An 18699-nucleotide genomic window follows, 5' to 3' on the forward strand; every position below is an offset into this window, starting at 1 on the left:
CTGTTATGAAAACAAGGCTTTCGTCCAGCTTCAATTCACTCCAGATGCGGTTATAATGAATGGTATATGCACATTTAATAGAGCCATGAACAGATAGGGAGGGAAAAACAATGAACCAGCGAATAGATCTTTCGCCTGAGGAGCTGCAGCAGCTGGCAGGTGAATTCAGCAAGGCTTCCCAGAACGGTAATGATATTTTGGCACAGCTGAGAACGATGGTGGATCAAGCCGAAGGCCAGTGGGAAGGTGAACGGCAGCGTGAATTCATGCAGCGGATCAACGACAGTATGACATCGATCAGCAATTATCTCCTTGGTTTGCAGGAGACCAGCACCAGTCTGCAGCAGACAGCAACCCGCTTTCGTGAAACGGATCAGTCACGCTAGGACTGATCCGTTATCCGTTAAGGTTGTATTTTCAACTTTGCACATTTCTGCAACGTTCATATTTATTTTTTTTCAACTCAAGCCATCATTTATTCATTCAAATTCCCAGCAAATGCTTCTTCTTCCTCATCCACATACCCTCTGAAAATAATCTCTTCGATATCTTCATGATTAAATACATACGTATAATCCGGATTAATATATCCCTCCGGGTACAAACACCCAATGTAATCGAACTGACGAGGCGGTTCTGTCATTAACATCTGCTTGCGTCCATAAATGACAAGCTTTTTGGTGCCTTCCTTCAGCCGGATTACGGAGCCGTTGGGCAGTAAAGTCAATGTATCTTTTTCCATATGGTATGTAACCTCCTTCAACTATTCTGCGCTTTATGTGCGGTGGTTTCCTTCGGGGCATGCAGTACCCGGCGCAGCCAGTAATACCGATGCACATCCATGATAAAGTGAAATACAACAAAAGCCAGCATAATATAGACACACATCAGGACCACCGCAACCGTCTGCTGCGTGACAAAGGCCAATGATAGATTGGCCACCAGATAACCGGCCCCAGTCAGCATGGTCAGCGTCGCGACAGGCATACGTGAGCCTTTACCCGCTTTTGGTCGATGTGGAGGTTGCTGCAGCTTACGCAGATGGAACCTGGCATACTGATACAAGGCGAAACCGTATACTGCAAACGACCCGATCGCATACCATGGGGTTGTCAGTCCAAGCATGCCATAAGCAAACTTTTGCACGATGATCATGAATCCCAGGGAACAGACGATTCCAAATACGCCGCGGAACAAAACATAATTCAGCTGCAGTCTGCGCGGTGCCGCAATCAGGGCTAATGCCCATACATTCATGACTGCCAGAGGAGGCAGCAGAATATAAGCATATAAGGACTGGAACGGAATACTAAATATCGGGATTAGCAGGAAGACATTCAGAAAAAAGAGTACCAGCGTACTTGCGCTGAAACGAATCCCATCCGCCGCATATACCGCAAGATAATTTTCAAACGCCTCCGGGTGGTAGGAGGTTCCTTCTACCCTTTTCACAGCAGAATTATTCGTAGATGACGTGGAACGTTTCTGACGGGCCATCTATTTGAACCATCCTGATACGGTAGACCAGGCTTTCTTCGCTCCGTGTTTCACCACATCTTTCACGGAATCATCCTGCCCGTCGCCATCCAGATCCATATTCATGGTTACCCCTTCGGCGAGATACGTCAGACCTACGGATACACCCAAACCAACCGCACCAACGGCCAGTACGGGTGCTGCCGCAGGCAGAATCGCAGCGGTCAGCAGAGTTGCACCTACTGTCGTTGCCCCACCAACCACAACGTTTCCGATGATATCCCCGGCAATTTTGTCAGAGGATGCATTCTGGCTGATGTTTTCCTGCGTGTCTGTGAACACATCAATGCCAACGCTGGCCCAGCCCAGCTTATCCGTCAATGCTGATCTGACCGCATAACCGGGTTTGATCATCGAGGCGATTTCCTTAATCTGAGGCGTGGCCGTTCCGTTGGCTATTCTGGCTTCAATGTCACGAACATAATGAATTTTATATTCACGGGGTCTGCCATTGACTACAGTATTATTTTTGACGGAATCATAACTTTCACGAACCAAAATTCGCGGAGTATTCCGATCAAGCTGCTGCTTCACCATATAGCCATTTCTAACCCGATACCCCAGTTTGGCAACAGCCGCTGCCGCCGTCAGTGTACCCACCGTGCTGCCAGGACCATCGAATGGTGCAAGTGGGTTAATGCCTGTCAGCCCAAATGTTCCCCCGGATTGATCCTCCTGTTCCATTCGCTCACGAGTCGTTTTCACATATGCAGCCAGCTGCTGCATGCTCTGTCCAGCAGTCTGAAACCGCTGCTGATGCGACTGATACAAGCCAATAATGGTCTGCCGGTTACTAGACTGCCAGGCCGCTCCCTGAATGGAACGCTGGAGAACACCATCTACCTGCTGCAGCTGTGCAGTAACCTGTTCAATCTGCTGTGCCAGCGAGTTCAGGTACTCCGACTTCATAATAATCTTGGTCAACTGGATCTCCCCCTTAAGCTACCTGCGTTCTATGGGATTAAACTGCAGGCAAAATGGATAACGAACGCGTCGTTAGCAAAAAAAGGCTCTGGATCAGCTCTTCTTCTGTTATCTTGAATGCTGTAAACATGTCTTTTCTTTCACTTTCCATGTCTTCGATGAACAGCCAATTGCCTGCACGACTGCCGATAAAATAAATGGTCTGTGGCTTGTTCTGCATCCCGCGGGTGGATACCTCAAACTGCCCTTGTTTCTGGATGTTAACAAACGCTTGGGTCAGTTCGTGAATTGCAGCCGAATGTACATGCAGGTCCTGGCGCAAGGCGTTGGTTACCCTATCGATGCCTGATTCATTATCCAGCGTCAGCAACTGCTGCAGTGTGTGCTTCTGAATAGGGGTATGGATGGATTCCTCGGCAGAGTCAGGCGATTCAATCCGATTGCCCATAATACGAAGCAAGTCCTGCAAGCTTTCGAATGAAGTCAGGGTCACCTGATCCCGTTCAGGATGCCAGAGCCATTCAACGATATTTGTTCCGGAAATGAAGCCATAGGTCAGAGATGATTCACGCTGTGCTGTGCCTGAGTTATGCAAGTGAAGCTTCATCACTGCGCTGCTGAGCTTGCAGCTCTGGAGCAGCTGATGGACTTGCGGATGTATGGTAATGTCATTATCTTCAGATTCAATAACGCCGTCCTTGATCAGATCGGCTTTTATTTTTTCAAATGCAGGCTTGGCCCGCTCACCCTGTAATGCAGCATCGTTCAGATGTGCAAAGAGTACTTCAGCTTCCGGGATATTCATTAACTGAAACAGAAACAGAGCCTCCCGGCCAGAGCAGGTAAACGAAGTATATGTAGGCACAGTCATTCCTCTTTTCCATGATTTATGCATCAAACTCCAATGGAAGAGCCTATCTTTTTATTGTAAAAGGATCATCATTCAGGCTCAATGCGCCCCCGCTCCTGTTCTTGGGACGTTCAACCTGATTATATTTACCCACTAAGCTGTGAAAACGCACAGGGTTGAATCACTTCTGAATTTTGAAATTTTAAATGAGAAGCTAGAAACAAAAAAGCAGCAAGGACCGAATATTCCCTGCTGCTTCCTATCGTCTTCAGGTCAGATCGGTTAAACGAATAACTCTTCTATAATACATGGAATCCAACCAATCTTCCCAGTCCAGTTCACTAGCATTGCTGTTACGATAATATACAGCAGACGCAGGAAGATAACCAACCAAGGGACCCATGCCGCCACAGATCATCTCGCCGCCATCGCCGCCTTTGGGCAGCACTTCTCCAGAACAATCCATCGTCAATTCAACTTTGTATGGATCTCCGGCAAACTGGAGTCCAAAAAAATTGGGCTGCTCCAAATCATACGGCATTTCATCCTCTGCAACAAGCGACAGGTCCGTCTCGACCGTTTCACCCACGATCTCAGTCAGCCCTTCCAAGCGTCCAAAATGCTTCAACTTCATCGTATAATCGAAACTGTCGCCCCAGGGAAATAACGTACGACAGCCACCCCCGCACAAATACTCCCATTCATCCTCGGTGAGCAAACCAAAACCCGCTTCAGCTTGTTCCTCCAGCAAGTCTTCAGGCGTAAGCTCCTCATTGTATAGTTGTATCCGGACTTCCTCACCCTGACGCTCCAGGCGAAATGTCTGATACTGCTCCAATCCCTTTAGATCAGAATGATTGAATTTCTCCAGCTCTGCTGCAAAACCAGGTTCATGCCCTGCGAGTGCTTCTTCCTCGGTAACATCAATCCAGCCAAGTGATTGTGTCAGGCACTCCACCAGCATGGGAGCGATAGCCGCTTCTCTTACCGGTGACATCTGGCTCGCCAGAAAAGAATCCACGTCCTCTATGCCATACTCACTTATCGCCTCAGCTAGATCTGCTGAAGTCTCCTCATTCATGCCCTCCTGCCACTGACTCCACCCTAAGGTCACATGGTCTCCAGGTACAAACACAAACTTTCGCCCTGCATACATAAATACACCCGTTTCGGTTCGCTGACCGAACCGTTCAAACGTTTTTACACCGATGTATTCCATACCCGCCGGACACAAAGCAATCATCCCTTGCAGCAGCTCTTCTTTTTCCTGAACAGATAACCCTGCCCATATGGCACGAGTCAATGTTTCCATGGCTCTCCGCCTTTCCAGATGCTCTTCCACGCCTTGATGACTAAGCTCCTATCTACCTGCAGCCTGCAGGAGCTCTAGCAGCAGCTCTTTCCGTTTCCCTTCAGCCTTGCGGGCCAGACCTGCAAGCTTCTCCACTTTGCCCCAGATTGGATATATCACACGCTCCACTTCATAGGTTTCCAGACCGCTGATCTGCTGCACCATAAGCGCAAGCTTCTCTTCATTCTCCAGTTCGGGCTGAATCTTCAGCTTCAAGCCATCCGTCGAACGTCGTAGGCAGGCAACCAATACAGGTGCAGAGTTAGCTGTTATACCATGCTTTTCGGCAAAGGCAGCAGTGAATTTGTCCTGCACCAATTGGTGTTCATCGTCCACTTCTCCCATATAAAATTCAACCAAAGGAAAATACGCCTCGTCTGCGAGCCCCAGTCCAAACGTGGCATAGCTGCCTGGCATACAGTTCTTCTCCCCCTCCGTGTCTCCATACCATTCGAATTCTTCAATGGCTTCACGAGCGTACTCTTCAAGAAGTGGATGCAAATTCGGATAATCCAGTGCACTCGCGAAGAACCGATGAGTATCCGACTTGGCGAGTCCCTTTATCGGCAAATATGGTTTTGTCTTGGATTTAAGCTTGATCTTATAGCTCTTAGGGAAGCCTTTCTTCAGTAAACGAATAATGAATGCGAGTGCCTGCTCGTAGGCAGATGCTTCCTCCTGACGGATAATGATTGTAATGAGAGAGAACACATCATTGGCTGTGCATTCCACCTGTTCATTTTTCACATGAATATCTTCCTTGGCATAAGCCCCGCTGCCTTCTGTCATCATTCGAACTGCACGGTCGCTCCCCAGCTGTTTCGCCAGTTCCAGGAAGGTAAGGCCTGTCGGTTTACTGTAGCTGGGCTCAAAACGCAGAATCATGACCGCTGCGTACAGCAGCAGATCGATAGGCTGGGCCTCTTGCTGCCCCTGGTTCTTAACTTCTCCATGAGACTCATTCTGTTCCAGTACGGCGCCTGGCTTGAGTGTATATTCGTTCGACCTATACTCCGATAACTGAATATCATAATACTGTGGCAAAAATTGATTCTCTGCCCAATCCTTCAATGCACGAATGATATTGCCGCGATGCTCCGCCAGGGCATCCTGACGCCCTTTATTCAATTCCTGAATGCGGTCATACTGAGCTATAATCCATGCAATATTTGGACTCGGAAACAGCACTGGATCAAGCAAATGACGTGTCAGAAAAAAGGACTCCAGCGGCTTCGTTGGATATGTACCATTCTCCAGCTTTTGTTCGACATAGGTATGGATGCGATCCAGCAGCTGCTCTCTCTTCTCTTCGTTGATATATTCAAATAGCGTCAAATGCAGCTTCCCTTCGGTTGTTGGAAATTTCCCGCGAAAGGTGAAATGATAGTCGATCAGTGGTGTATCTCCCAGCCCATCCAATCTTCTCTGGATCACTTCAGCAAGCTGAGGCTGAATTTCGCTTCGCACCTGCTCTTCCGTAAATGAACCTGCATTCCTGGAGTTCAAGCCATCATCGAAACCGAGATCCAGGCTGTCAACCGTCGTACGTCCAGGTCTGTAATCCAGTAAAACATCACCCATGATCCCCATCTGCAGTGTGGTTCGCTTCACGACCTTGTCCAAGTCGCTTCGCTTCTCCTGTTCATCAAACCATTCATGAATGGCGCCAATCATCTCGTCCATGGCCTGATCATATAGTGTACTCATCTTATCTCCTGCCTTTCGTGATTAAACTCTTTCAAATAACTCATGTTCTATTCCTTCAGGATCGCTCCATAGATCTCGCAAGTGAAAATACGTATTGACGTTCGCATAACACCTATTATTTTACTCTCTCAAGCACACCAGGAACAATAAGACTTATGCACGGTTGTTGACTAAGAAAATAGATGATCTCCCCCTTCTGCACCTGTCTGTGCATCCGGCACTCATACCAAAAAAAACACCGGAGTCAGGCGACTTTACGCCCAAATCCGGTGTATTCACGAAACCCTCACTCTTCTTTTCATACTTTAGTATGATTCCGTTCAGACAGTTAAGATTACACGAAAACGGAGAGTGCAGAACCAATCTGGAGAAGCGAAGCGCTCGCCTTTATCACCGGATTTTATCCTCTAAATAGAGGAATCAAAAAAATCTGGGGATAACAGCGATCGAAAGATGGTACTGCAATCGGAGTGGCAAAGTGTAACCTCCCTCTGCTGCTGAATCAGTTACCCTATTAATTCACGGTCTTAAACCATTCGTTTACTTCGGCGGTAATCTCGTCGCCACCCATCGACCTCCACTTCGTTACAAAGGCATCGAATTCCTCAAGGCCAACTTGCCCATAAATGATTTTGCTGAACGTATCCTTCTCCAGCTTGTCGAGCGCATCCTTCTTCATCTTCATTGTATCGGTTGGCGCACCCGTGAACTTGTTCTTGATCGCATCATCCTTATGTGCAACGACAACTTGAGCTGCAGCAAATACTTCCGGTTTGTTGGCGATGCTCGTATTTTTCTCAAAAGGTGTCTCCGGTTCCTTGCCTGTCGCGAGTTCTGCAAGCGTATCCATCATCAGGTTCGGGATCCGTGCACCGTCATAGGTAATCGTGTATTTCAGCGGCGATACGCCATCTTTCACTTCAGCTTCGCCCACAACTTTGCCGTCCACGATGTCATAATCATATCCTTGGGCAAATCCATGCTCAAACTCGCCGCCCACCTCCGGATTGGCAAAGTTATCGAACAGATAATTCTGATAGGTGAAGAACACTTCCGGGTTAGCCATATCCTTGTTAATCAACACTACCCCGTTGCTGGCTCCGGAACCATGATGATGACTCTCACCCGTCGGGCCGGTCGGCAGAGCAATGGCTTTATAGGTGGCACCGTCCACATTTTTCTTCACGTCATCAATGGGCCAGTTAGGCATCCAGTGCGGACCCACGATGATCCCGGCCTTGCCTGCTGTAAACAGTTCAGCTGCCTTGATCTCATCATATACGCCAGCTTCCTTGGGCAGATAACCTTTGGAGAGCCAGTCTTTCATTGTTGCCAGACCTTCCTTCACTCCTGGCTGCACCGAGCCGTATTGCAGCGTTCCGTCTTCAGCCTCGTTCCATTGTCCTGGCATCGTGTTATACATGCCGAAGATCCAGCCGGATTCCGTCATCCATGTATTCAGTGCATTCTTCATGCCGACGGTCAAACCATACGTATCCTTCTTGCCATTACCGTCCGGGTCCTGATTCGTAAATGCATCCATGACCGCAACCAGCTCATCGATCGTTTTGGGTTCTTCCAGTCCCAGCTTCTTCAGCCAGTCTTCCCGAATAAACATCACGGGATCGCCGTTGTAGGCATAGTCGAAGATCGGAATCCCGTAACGCTGACCCTCATACATGTAAGGATACCATTCCTCCGGTGCCGATTCGGCCGCCTGTTTCCACGTGTCGGATGCATATTTATCAAACAGTGCACCTGCATCAGCGAACTTGCCGGACTCAATCAACTCACGCACCAGGTTGTAGTCCCCACGGATGGAGACGATATCCGGCAGCTCCTCGTTGGCAGACAGTGACAGGCGAAGCTTCGTATAGAAGGCGTCATTGGTCACTGACACAGCCCATGGTGTGGTCAGCTCTATGCCGAGACGTTCCTTGGCCCATTTGGTATGCACATTGCTCTGTGCCGTTTCCCCGTTCTTAAACTTCGTGTCATCGTTCCAGGCCCGCAAGTAGCTCATCTGCACCGCTGGTTCGTACTTCCCGTTCTGCATCGCAAGCGGCGCTGCCGCTTCCTTCGCAGGTTCCTCCTTGGCCCCCGAACTGCATGCTGTTACAGCAACCATGGTTAATGCAAGCACAGCCGTCATCATCTTTTTATACATCAACTAACCCCTCCTCAGGTAACTTTGGATACCCTTTGTGCATCTCGCATCATCCATTCATGCTTCATGCACCTTACATGAAAAGGATAGTGCAGCCGGGGAGGCAAACATATATCACAATTTCAATGTTCATATTGATTTGTTAACCGTTCCGAAAATCCTGTGGTGTCAGGCCATAATGCTTGCGAAACACTTGAATGAAGTAAGGGGTATTGTTATAGCCCACTTCCTGGCCGACTTCATAGATCTTCATCCCGGTATGCTTCAGCAGGTGCACGGCGCGTTCCATTCTGGAGCGAATAATGTAATCACTGATGCCTTCGCCAGTGGACTGTTTGTACATTTTGGACAAATACACCGGATGCAGATGCACCTCTCCCGCAATGACCTGCAAGGACAGATCTTCTCCCAGATGATGGTCAATCCAGTGCTGTACCTGCCGAATCAGGGTGGACCCGCTCTCTTGACCCGAATCTTGCGTACGCTCTGTCCATTGCTGCATGACGTTCCGGGTCCATGCCTCCAGGCTCCGCAGCGATACACCATAACCATCCTTCAGCAGCTGCTGATATTGTTCCCCAAGCACATCAGATAACTGTTTGCCTTCCCGGTGAGCCATATAAGAGAAGGCTGCCGCCAGATAATGAAAGGCAACGTAGACATGCTCCGGAAATACGCTGCCTGATAGCTCGGCAAAGATCTGATCGATCTTGCGATGTGCATCCTCCATTCTCCCGGCTTCCAGCAGCGTTGTCAGACCAGGTGGTTCATAGAGCGCAGTAAGTGATTTCAAGGAGGCTCCATGCGAGCTGGCTGCGGCATTCAGATGCAATCCTTTCCCTGCTTCACCCTGCTTCCGCAAGGCACTCACAGCCTGATGATACAGCTGCGGTACCTGATGCGGGAAACGGCCTGTTTTGCTGACCGATAGCGAGATTGTTGCGTTCAAATACTGCTTCACACTGTGTATCAATCGATCGCCCAGCCGTCCCATCAGCAGTTCCGGTTCAGACTGTGCCTGTTTCGGACTGGCCATAAACACGAGATCATCATACGCATCATCGGTATGGCAGAGATGGTAGCTGCTGCTGAAGATTTCTTCCACCACATTGGATATGGCGTATTTCATTAATCGAAATGCCTTGTGCGTTGGCTGTGGGTCATCATAGCGGATCAGCAGCAGCTGCATTTTATCCTGGGGACGGAAGCCGATCTCCAATTGTTCCAGCTTACTCTCAAGTTCATCTTCGGCAAACTTGCGCCCGAGCAGCACATCCTTCATTAACTCCGCCCTTTTTTCCGGCAAATGCTCCCTTACCGAATACATCGCACGCTGATGCAGCTGCTGCTTCTCTCCTTCCAGCCGGATCTGCACGGAGGCCTGCTGCACGGCTTCGATCAGTTCTTCATCGCGCACCGGTTTAAGCAGATAACTTACCGTTCCATGTTTAAGGGCCTGTTTAGCATAATCAAAAGACGCATGTCCTGATAAAATAATGCATTTGGTCTTCTCCCACTTTTGCCGAATATGACTAACGAGATCCAGTCCAGACAGTCCCGGCATACGGATATCCGTAATGATGATATGAACCTGATGAGCAGCCATCTGCTGCAACGCTTCCTTGACCGAATATGCTTTATATACCTGACCGATGCCATATTCCCTCCATGCGATAGAAGAAGCGATGGATTCCACCGCTGAGTGTTCGTCATCCACGACCATTAGATTCATCATGAGATTGTTCCTCCTCAAACCATCGTATTTCCACACTAAGTCCCCCGTAAGGAATCGCTGCAAAATGAAGCCCGGATGAATGCCCATATCGCGTAACCAGACGCTGGTGCACGTTCCAGGTGCCGGTACCGATCTCCTCACCCATCGGCTCGTTCACTTCCCGTTCCAACGCTTCAATCTCTTCGGGTGTCAACGTAACCCCATCGTTATCCACGAACAAACTGTAGCGGTTGAAGGATTTTCCTTTGATTTGCTCTTTGGCTGACATTCCGGTCACCACGATATGGCCACTGCCTTCGCTTGGTTCGATGCCATGAATGACCGCATTTTCCACAATCGGCTGAATGAGAAGCCTTGGAATCTGCTGCTGCATCAGCTCCTGCGGTACAGCAATTTCGTAGGATAAACGATTGGTCCGCATCTGCTGTATGGACAAATAATTGTCGAGCAGCCGAATTTCCTCCTCTACCGTTGTCATGTCATTCTCATCCCGGGTGATGTACCGGTAGTAATCTCCCAAACTCAGCGACATCGCAATAACGGCTTCCGAATGACCGAGCTGGGTCATATTTTTAATATAGAACAGGCAGTTGTACAGGAAGTGCGGATTGATCTGTGACTGCAAATGCTTGAGCGTGGCTTCTCTTGAACGAATGCGTTCCTCGTACACCTTTTCGATCAATTCCTGAATTTGTTCCGCCATATGATTGAAGCTCTGGGTCAGGTACGCAAATTCATCGCGTGAATGATCCACCGGGATTCGGGTCGACAGCTGGCCTTTGCGAATCTGCTGCAGCCCCTGCATCAGGCGATAGATGGGAATCTGTACCTTGCGGTAGAGCAATAATGCCGCCCCGATGCTCAATCCCAGCAGCAGGAGTATAGATGTAACAAACATGTTCCGGCTCTTATCCATCGGGGTGAGCAGATCATCCAGTACAACGGGATTTACATAGACGCCATGAAGCTGTTTGGAAGGGACATAACTCACCAGATACTGCTTGCCACCGGCCTCCAGCTGATGATTCCCCTCGCTGTCCAGCCCGTTCAACGGCATATTTTCCATAATGGCCTGGACCAGATCGGGGTCAGCACTGCGGTTTAATAAGGGGTCATTGCCTGGCACGTACAGAAAAGGGTCCCCTCCCTGCGCCTCCTTGAAGTCATCCAGCATGGCGACAATATTCATGGGATCAAAATTAATCTCCATCACGGTACGAACCCCTGTCGTCGCTGACTTGGCATTCCACTCATAATTGTCCGTGAAAAAAAACGTGAATCCTCCCTCATCCAATTGCCACTGGCCAGGCTGGGGAAACTTCAGCATGTTCTCATTGAAGACGGTTCGGCTTGTCTTGGTGGATAACACCAGTTCGGCCTGCGGAAGCACAATTGTAATGTCGTTTTTCCAGCGGCTGGTGGACTGGTACAACGATAATTTGTCGAGAATATCGAGATAAATGCTGTTCTTCTCATACTGGCTGGTCGTTTCCGTCATGTAACGGTAATGCAGTATGCTGGGGTCCCTCAGAAGGGTAAGCCCATAGAGCGAGAGCTGCTCAATATTTTTATCTACCTGGGAGCTGAAATAATTGAATTGGTTCAAGCTCGATTGCTGTTTCTCCTCCACGACCATGTCCACGTTCGCCTGGTTGGCATAGGTATAGAGCAGCAAGATGGGCACCAGCAGGCAGATCAGCAGAATGACCGTTTTTGCAAATACTGTGAATTTCATCGTTTCACCCTGTCTCGAGATATAATCGAACGTGTTCGAAGTCCTATTTTATATTGAAAACCCTTTCATATCTATATTGATTTTTGAAAGCGTGGATGTCATCAACAGGTTAACAAATCAACATTCGCCTTGAAATGTTGGTCTATAGCGCACCCTTTTCCGTTGCTATAATTCAGTTGCTCCACTTTTTGCAAGAGGCCGAAATGCCTCACCATGCGGAGGCTGGACGATACATAAGGAGGGACACTGATGGCTATGGAACAACCATTAACAACCAACACACCGGTACGGCAGGCGATACGCAATCCACGCAAACGTACCCGCTGGAACTTCAAACGCACATGGCCGCTGCACCTGATGCTGCTGCCTGCTGTACTGCTCACATTGCTGTTCGCCTATGTACCCATGGGCGGCATTATTATTGCTTTTCAGGATTTCAAACCGTGGCTCGGATTCACGGGCTCCAAATGGGTAGGATGGGATAACTTCCGGTTCATGTTCGAGTATCCGGACAGTGTACAGGTGATCTGGAACACCGTGCTGATCGCTTCCATGAAAATTGTGGCCGGCCTGGTGGCCCCGGTGGTATTCGCCATTTTGCTGAATGAGGTACGAAACTCCACCTTCAAACGGTTCTCACAGACACTCGTGTATCTGCCCCACTTCCTGTCCTGGGTTGTACTAGGCGGCATTCTGCTCGACATGCTGTCCCCAGAGGGTGGACTGGTGAATCAGGTGCTGGCAGCTGCAGGGATTGAACCGATTTTCTTTCTCGGAGATGGTGACTGGTTTCGGGTAACGGTTGTCATTAGTGATGTATGGAAGGAATTCGGATTTGGCACGATCGTATTTCTGGCTGCACTTGCGGGGATTAATCCGGCTCTCTATGAAGCTTCCGAGGTGGATGGGGCAACACGGCTCAAGCAGACGCTGCACATTACGCTGCCTGCCCTGGTGCCGATGATTATCGTAGTGGGAACGCTGTCCCTTGGCAATATTCTGAATGCAGGTTTTGACCAGATTTTCAATCTGTATAACCCGCTCGTGTATGAGAAGGGCGATATTATCGACACGTTTGTGTACCGGATGGGGATCCTGAATGGCAAAATGAGCTTCGCAACAGCGGTCGGACTATTCAAGTCCTTCGTCGCGATGTTCCTGGTCATTACTGCCTACCGGATGGCTTACAAAATCGCCAATTACCGCATTTTCTAAGGGGTTTAGCATACTGCATTAAGGGGGAATCAAGGTGTATCACAAAACGACCGGATACCGGATATTCAATGGCTTCAACCTGTTCTTCATTGCAGCCGTTTCACTGCTGTGTGTGCTGCCGCTCGTTCATATTCTGGCGGTCTCTTTCAGCGGCAAGGCTGCAGCCTCCGCCAATCTGGTCACACTCTGGCCGATTGATTTTACCGTAGACGCCTATACCAAAACATTTGGTAACAGCAACTTTCTCAGCGCACTCTGGATCTCGGTTCAGCGTACCGTTCTTGGCACGCTGCTCAGTATGGTACTGGTCATTCTGACGGCATATCCATTATCCAAAGAAAGTCTTCATTTCAAAGGACGCTCGATGTATGCCTGGTTTTTCATCTTCACGATGCTGTTCAGCGGCGGGCTGATCCCGTCTTACATTTTGATTCAAAAACTGGGGCTAATCAACACGCTGTGGGCACTGATTTTGCCAGGAGCAGTTGCGGTCTGGAACCTGATTCTGATGATGAACTTCTTCCGTAATGTTCCGAAAGAGCTGGAAGAGGCAGCTTTTATTGATGGAGCTAACCATATTACAACCTTGTTCCGGATCTATCTGCCGGTGTCCATGCCCGCGATTGCGACGATCTCGCTGTTCACCATGGTAGGCCAATGGAACTCCTGGTTTGACGGGCTCATCTATATGAATGATGCTTCCAAATATCCGCTGGCTACGTTGATGCAGACCATTATCGTACAGCAGGACTTCTCCAACATGAATGTGGATGCCACGCAGCTACAAAACATGTCTCAACGTACGGTCAATGCTGCTCAGATCTTCATTGGTGCACTGCCGATCCTGCTCGTGTATCCGTTCCTGCAGCGTTTCTTCGTCAAGGGGATTGTGCTTGGGGCGGTAAAAGAATAGAACGAACGCGAATTATTGTTGCATTATCTCATCCCGGGGCTTTTGTCTCGGGGTGTTTTTCCGTTTATACGAATGGCTTTGTTATATTCATTAATTAACTCATCCAGAATCATCGATTGACGAATGACCTCCGGATGCATTAATTCCGCATGTGAATTTGCGATCTGGTAGAGTCTTTGCCTTGCCTTTTCGATACATTCCTGAATGGTTTCCGGATTATGCACCATACTCCCGCCCCCTGTTGTCCTTCAATATCCATCACCCAAAAAAGACCATCTATTATAATATTCGGAACATGAAGGGCTGCGGATTACCCCAAAATTAAAATTTGTATATTTTTTCTTGTACAGGCTGAAATAAGTAGGTGTATTAATGGACCTTTCGCCAAGCAGGAATAAAAAAATGCCCCCTCTTCAGCTTGAAGAAAGGACAAGTCTTAGGACTGTTGGGTGGACGCCTGAGCAGCGGCCTGCAACAAAGGCTGCATAAGGCCCGGGAATCGTGTTTCCAGATCCTCCAACCTTAATGTAAGGAAATGCTGGGTCCCCTGCACCCTCACCCGAATGACGCCAGCTTCCCTCAGCGTGCGAATATGATGGGACATCGTGGACTTCACAACAGGCGCATTAAAATGACTGCAGGGCTGCTCTCCACTCTTGGCTGCTTCCGCAACAATGCCAAGGCGGGTCGGATCGCTTAACGCGTACAACACGGAAGAAAGTTCAATATCCTCCAATTGAGGATGATGTAAAATTTTCATAATGTAGTCTCCTTTTTTCAGACTATCCATTGTATTTTAGCACAATTCCATGATATATTTCTAATGTTCGATACCAATCGAACTTTAATTTTTAATTTCGTTAATGGTTCCCCTGCTGTCAGGCATGGGATTCACTGTATATCTCATTTTGCAAATGTTACATACCGTTTCTGAAATGTTGCGAAATTACACATTAGATCAAGGAGGTTTTCATGAATAACACCGCTACCGCATCACCCGGGGAACGAACGACCGGACTACAGGAAGGGTTAATTGTAAGTTTGCTCGGTTTCACGGTAGTTCTCGTCGTCATGAATACGATGATGTTCAACCTGGCCCTGCCCAAAATTGCAGCCGAATTCCAGCTCTCATCCGTTGCTTCCTCGTGGATTGTAACAGGTTATTCCATCGTTTTTGCCATATCGTCGATTACCTTTTCACGCCTGTCGGACTTTGTACCGATTCGGACGCTGTTTACAACCGGTCTCACTTTACTTGGTGCAGCATCGGTTCTGGGATTCTTCAGCAATCACTTCATTATCCTGCTCTGTGCACGCCTGATTCAGGCAGCAGGCGCCGCATCCGTGCCGGGACTCGCCATCGTGCTCATCACACGTTACGTTCCGAGTGACCGCCGGGGTAAATCCATGGCTGTGATTATGTCTGCCAGTTCCCTTGGTCTTGGACTTGGTCCTGTCATCGGCGGCAGCATTACTCAATTTCTTGGATGGCATGATCTCTTTATCGTTACGGGGTTAACGTTATTCCTGATCCCTGTGTTCTTCAAACTGCTTCCGAGTGAAATGCCGCAAAAGGGTTCGTTCGACTTGCTGGGCGCATTGCTTCTCGCGATCGGAACAACGGGCGTTCTGCTGTTCCTCACTTCACGCGAGTGGGTCACTCTTGTCGTTGGTGTCGTAGCACTTCTATTGTTCTGGTTACGGATTCGCCGTGCGGCCGATCCATTTGTCCAGCCAGCTCTGTTCAAAAACAAAAAATATATGATGCTCAGCTCGCTAGGGATCGTTTCCTACATTAACAACTTTGCTACACTGTTTCTTTTGCCGCAAATTCTGGCCCATCTGTACGGCTTGACACCAGCCCAATCCGGACTGGTTATCTTCCCTGGTGCAGTTGTCTCCATGCTGCTGTCCAACCGGATTGGCCGAATGATTGACAGACATGGCAATACACAGCTGCTTAGGTTTGCACCATGGCTGCTGCTCGCTGCCGCGGGATTATTCGCTCTGTTTGCAGATAACAGCATCTACGCCATTATGGTCATTTATATCCTGCTGAGTGTAGGTTTCTCCGCTCTTACTACGAGTGTTTCCAACGAACTGTCCAATAACCTGACCATGGATCAGGTGGGTGCAGGCATGGGTCTGTTCCAACTTAGCCAGTTCTTCAGCGGTGCATTCAGTGTTGCCGTAACCGGCGTGGCTCTGACTGCGATGCAGCAGCTGTCCTTGTCGTCAGCCTATACGAATATTTTCTGGGGTATGACCGTGGTTGCTCTGGCATCCGTGATGTTCTCTTGGGTGTATCTGTCTATGCAGTCCCGCAAAAAAGCCTCTTCCGCTTCGTCCTAATCCAAGCTCTTAAGGATTGACAGACTAGACTAGATTAGCTAGGCTTCTCAAAATAAAATAAGCCCCAAGGACATGAAATCATGTTCTTGGGGCTTTTGCTATTCTGATTTACTTTATATCTCTCATGATTATTATTCAAACATATCCAAACGCAGACGCTTCAGGCTTGTATGCTTGATATACCATTGACCGTCGATCTGAACAAACGTCTCATGGTAATGTCCAAATCCGTGGAAGGATTTGTTCTCGTTGCCTTCGGGGAATGTTACCCAATCCTCCATCGGAGAAATAACCTTGGCTTCGTTCGCGGATACAAATTCAACCTCGGCGCTGTGTACGTGATGCACGGTTACAGCAACATCCACCAGGTCACGGAATACCTGCACGATGGTGTCACGGCCCGTTAATACCGGAATGGGGTTACCTTCCGTACTGAAATCAGCTACTGCATCCGGTGCAAATACATCGCCCAGCGCGTCCCACTGCTTCGTATCAATAAAGCGGCAATAACGTGCCTTCGTGTTACGGATATTTTCGAGTGCAAGCAATTGTTCCAGTCCTGTGATGGTTGATTGGCTCATCTGTTGTCCCTCCAGAGATGTAATAGGTTGAAAGATATGTATCTATTAATCTTCCTTATTGTACCATTCTGCTTGTATTAGGCACAACGGCATATTGTATGTTTGGTTATGACTACGAAAAAAGTCCGAAAGATAGGCATGCTGCTGCATGCCTATCCTCGGACTTTTGAACTTATTCGTATCTATATCTAAAACTAAAGTGGTAAGCAGCACTCAGCTTGAAGCTGATTCGCTCTTCCCCCAAACGTTACCTCTGATATGCCTTCATCTGGGCAGCCAGCTCGGACATTTTCTTATTGCTTAGATAGTTCTCCATCTGTTCCTCGGCATGAATCATGACCTGCTGAATTAGACAGCCCTCGTTATGGTTCTGAGAGCATTCGAACAGGGATGCCTGCCCTTCAATGGCGTGAATAATTTCCAGAAACGAAGGGTCCGGATTTTTGCGACTCAGACGATAGCCACCGTTGGCCCCGGAAGTGGATTCAATCATGCCCGCTTTAACCAGTTTGGTCAATATTTTGGACAGATAGGTTGGAGAGACTTTCTGCAAATCAGCCAGTTGATGAACACTAACCAGCTGCTCCGGTTCTGTAATCACAAGGTGAAGCATGGTATGCAAGGCATAGTTGGTTGCTTTTGAATATTTCATGAGGGCACCTCATTGTATGCGGATTTAATTTATCCATAATAGACTTGATTGAGCTCGCTGTCAAACCCCAGAGGATCTGCGATTTCGCGGTTACTTGGAACCTCTATATATAGTAGTTATTAATTGTGATAAAGTCCTCGGTACTCCGTAGGTGTCATGCCTTCGTGCGCCATAAACTGGCGGTTGAAATAACTGGCGTTCGGGTATCCCGCCTCCTCGGCAATCTGTCCAATGTTGGCCGTTGGACGTTCGAGCAGCCACTGCTTCGCCATCTGCAGCCGGGAACGGGTTACGAATTCCATCGGCGTCATTTCGACGGCACTTTTGAACAATTTGCAAAAGTAATACGAACTGACACCCGCCAAGTCTGCCCAATCCTGAAGCAAAAACGGCTGACAAGCCTCCTGCTGCATTTGCGGGAGCAATCCGAGAATGCGGTTCTCCGCTTGGCTGGTACGTGTATTTTTCAGAGGCACTGCATGCTGGACAAACTCAGCCAGAACAGCATACGTCAACGTGGACAGCTGCGCCGGACGCAGCATCCGGTTCTGTTCAGCCTCGTGCAGCAAGGCCAGATGAGCCTCTTCCCAAGGAGCTTGCTGCCGCAGCGTCCACAGCAGATTGCGATGCAGCCCCCGTTCAATCATGTAGTCATGGAGACGTTCACCGTAAAAATGAACCCAGCGCACATCCCACGGATCATCCTCACTGCTGTAATAATGCTGACGCTGCTGCGGGAAATAGAGTACCGCCTGACCTGCCCGAAGTTCATGGATAATCCCGTCCACTTCCACATATCCCTTACCTGAAGCTACGTAGTGAATATTGAAGTTATTAAGTGCTCCAGCCTCCCGCAACACGGAATGCTCGGGGTGATCCACATAATGGCCAACGGACTCGGGATAACAAAAATATGGAATATCCTGAAGGGTTAGCAATACAGTCTGTCTCATCATGAATATTTCTCCTTGGCAAGCAATA

The 18699-nt window shown here is 48.7% G+C and carries 18 protein-coding genes; 4 read left to right on the forward strand and 14 right to left on the reverse strand.

Annotated features, from left to right (window positions below; genetic code table 11):
* The first annotated feature begins 110 nt into the window (after positions 1 to 110).
* Entirely contained in the window at positions 111 to 386 is a 276-nt protein-coding gene (locus tag F4V51_RS25045; protein ID WP_095292300.1) for a WXG100 family type VII secretion target, read from the forward strand.
* Positions 387 to 475: 89 nt separating this feature from the next.
* On the opposite strand, the gene F4V51_RS25050 is transcribed toward F4V51_RS25045, so the two are convergent.
* The 9 genes from F4V51_RS25050 to F4V51_RS25090 all read right to left on the reverse strand — a co-directional run bounded on the left by F4V51_RS25050 (position 476) and on the right by F4V51_RS25090 (position 12005).
* The gene (locus F4V51_RS25050; RefSeq protein WP_095361715.1) at positions 476 to 742 is read right to left on the reverse strand and encodes a DUF4176 domain-containing protein; all 267 of its coding nucleotides are present in this window, start codon (positions 740 to 742) and stop codon (positions 476 to 478) included.
* A 17-nt stretch (positions 743 to 759) separates the two neighbouring features.
* The gene (locus F4V51_RS25055) at positions 760 to 1497 is read right to left on the reverse strand and encodes a hypothetical protein (RefSeq protein ID WP_201281171.1); all 738 of its coding nucleotides are present in this window, start codon (positions 1495 to 1497) and stop codon (positions 760 to 762) included.
* Positions 1498 to 2460, reverse strand: a complete 963-nt coding sequence (locus F4V51_RS29185) for a hypothetical protein (protein ID WP_236146644.1) — start codon at positions 2458 to 2460, stop codon at positions 1498 to 1500.
* Positions 2461 to 2497: 37 nt separating this feature from the next.
* Positions 2498 to 3325 (reverse strand): hypothetical protein, encoded by an 828-nt coding sequence (locus F4V51_RS25065; RefSeq protein WP_153980018.1) that lies wholly within the window; start codon positions 3323 to 3325, stop codon positions 2498 to 2500.
* Between the two features lie 253 nt (positions 3326 to 3578).
* A complete protein-coding gene (locus F4V51_RS25070; RefSeq protein ID WP_153980019.1) occupies positions 3579 to 4622 on the reverse strand; it encodes a hypothetical protein in 1044 nt (347 codons plus the stop codon).
* A 48-nt stretch (positions 4623 to 4670) separates the two neighbouring features.
* Positions 4671 to 6368, reverse strand: a complete 1698-nt coding sequence (locus F4V51_RS25075; RefSeq protein ID WP_153980020.1) for a DUF6138 family protein — start codon at positions 6366 to 6368, stop codon at positions 4671 to 4673.
* A 514-nt stretch (positions 6369 to 6882) separates the two neighbouring features.
* Positions 6883 to 8535, reverse strand: a complete 1653-nt coding sequence (locus F4V51_RS25080) for an extracellular solute-binding protein (protein ID WP_153980021.1) — start codon at positions 8533 to 8535, stop codon at positions 6883 to 6885.
* Between the two features lie 142 nt (positions 8536 to 8677).
* Positions 8678 to 10270, reverse strand: coding sequence for a response regulator transcription factor (locus F4V51_RS25085; RefSeq protein WP_162009990.1), 1593 nt, complete (start codon positions 10268 to 10270; stop codon positions 8678 to 8680).
* Positions 10245 to 12005 (reverse strand): sensor histidine kinase, encoded by a 1761-nt coding sequence (locus F4V51_RS25090; RefSeq protein WP_153980023.1) that lies wholly within the window; start codon positions 12003 to 12005, stop codon positions 10245 to 10247. Before F4V51_RS25090 ends, F4V51_RS25085 begins: the two co-directional genes overlap by 26 nt.
* 249 nt (positions 12006 to 12254) lie before the next feature.
* Between F4V51_RS25090 and F4V51_RS25095 the strand changes: the two genes are divergently transcribed.
* Positions 12255 to 13220: an ABC transporter permease gene (locus tag F4V51_RS25095; protein ID WP_095361708.1), complete on the forward strand. Its 966-nt coding sequence runs from the start codon at positions 12255 to 12257 to the stop codon at positions 13218 to 13220.
* Between the two features lie 34 nt (positions 13221 to 13254).
* Complete coding sequence (locus F4V51_RS25100; RefSeq protein WP_095292286.1) at positions 13255 to 14133, forward strand: carbohydrate ABC transporter permease; 879 nt, start codon at positions 13255 to 13257, stop codon at positions 14131 to 14133.
* A gap of 23 nt (positions 14134 to 14156) precedes the next feature.
* Here F4V51_RS25100 and F4V51_RS25105 read toward each other — a convergent pair whose 3' ends face one another.
* Positions 14157 to 14360: an aspartyl-phosphate phosphatase Spo0E family protein gene (locus F4V51_RS25105; protein ID WP_153980024.1), complete on the reverse strand. Its 204-nt coding sequence runs from the start codon at positions 14358 to 14360 to the stop codon at positions 14157 to 14159.
* A gap of 209 nt (positions 14361 to 14569) precedes the next feature.
* Positions 14570 to 14893, reverse strand: coding sequence for an ArsR/SmtB family transcription factor (locus tag F4V51_RS25110; RefSeq protein WP_153980025.1), 324 nt, complete (start codon positions 14891 to 14893; stop codon positions 14570 to 14572).
* A 212-nt stretch (positions 14894 to 15105) separates the two neighbouring features.
* Between F4V51_RS25110 and F4V51_RS25115 the strand changes: the two genes are divergently transcribed.
* Complete coding sequence (locus F4V51_RS25115) at positions 15106 to 16485, forward strand: MFS transporter (RefSeq protein WP_153980026.1); 1380 nt, start codon at positions 15106 to 15108, stop codon at positions 16483 to 16485.
* A gap of 131 nt (positions 16486 to 16616) precedes the next feature.
* On the opposite strand, the gene F4V51_RS25120 is transcribed toward F4V51_RS25115, so the two are convergent.
* The 3 genes from F4V51_RS25120 to F4V51_RS25130 form a co-directional block, all read right to left on the reverse strand.
* A complete protein-coding gene (locus tag F4V51_RS25120; protein WP_095361704.1) occupies positions 16617 to 17066 on the reverse strand; it encodes a nuclear transport factor 2 family protein in 450 nt (149 codons plus the stop codon).
* A 247-nt stretch (positions 17067 to 17313) separates the two neighbouring features.
* A complete protein-coding gene (locus F4V51_RS25125; RefSeq protein WP_095292279.1) occupies positions 17314 to 17718 on the reverse strand; it encodes an Rrf2 family transcriptional regulator in 405 nt (134 codons plus the stop codon).
* A 119-nt stretch (positions 17719 to 17837) separates the two neighbouring features.
* Complete coding sequence (locus tag F4V51_RS25130; RefSeq protein ID WP_095361703.1) at positions 17838 to 18674, reverse strand: AraC family transcriptional regulator; 837 nt, start codon at positions 18672 to 18674, stop codon at positions 17838 to 17840.
* Positions 18675 to 18699 lie beyond the last annotated feature (25 nt).

It is taken from the genome of Paenibacillus xylanilyticus, from assembly GCF_009664365.1.
Classification (GTDB): domain Bacteria; phylum Bacillota; class Bacilli; order Paenibacillales; family Paenibacillaceae; genus Paenibacillus; species Paenibacillus xylanilyticus_A.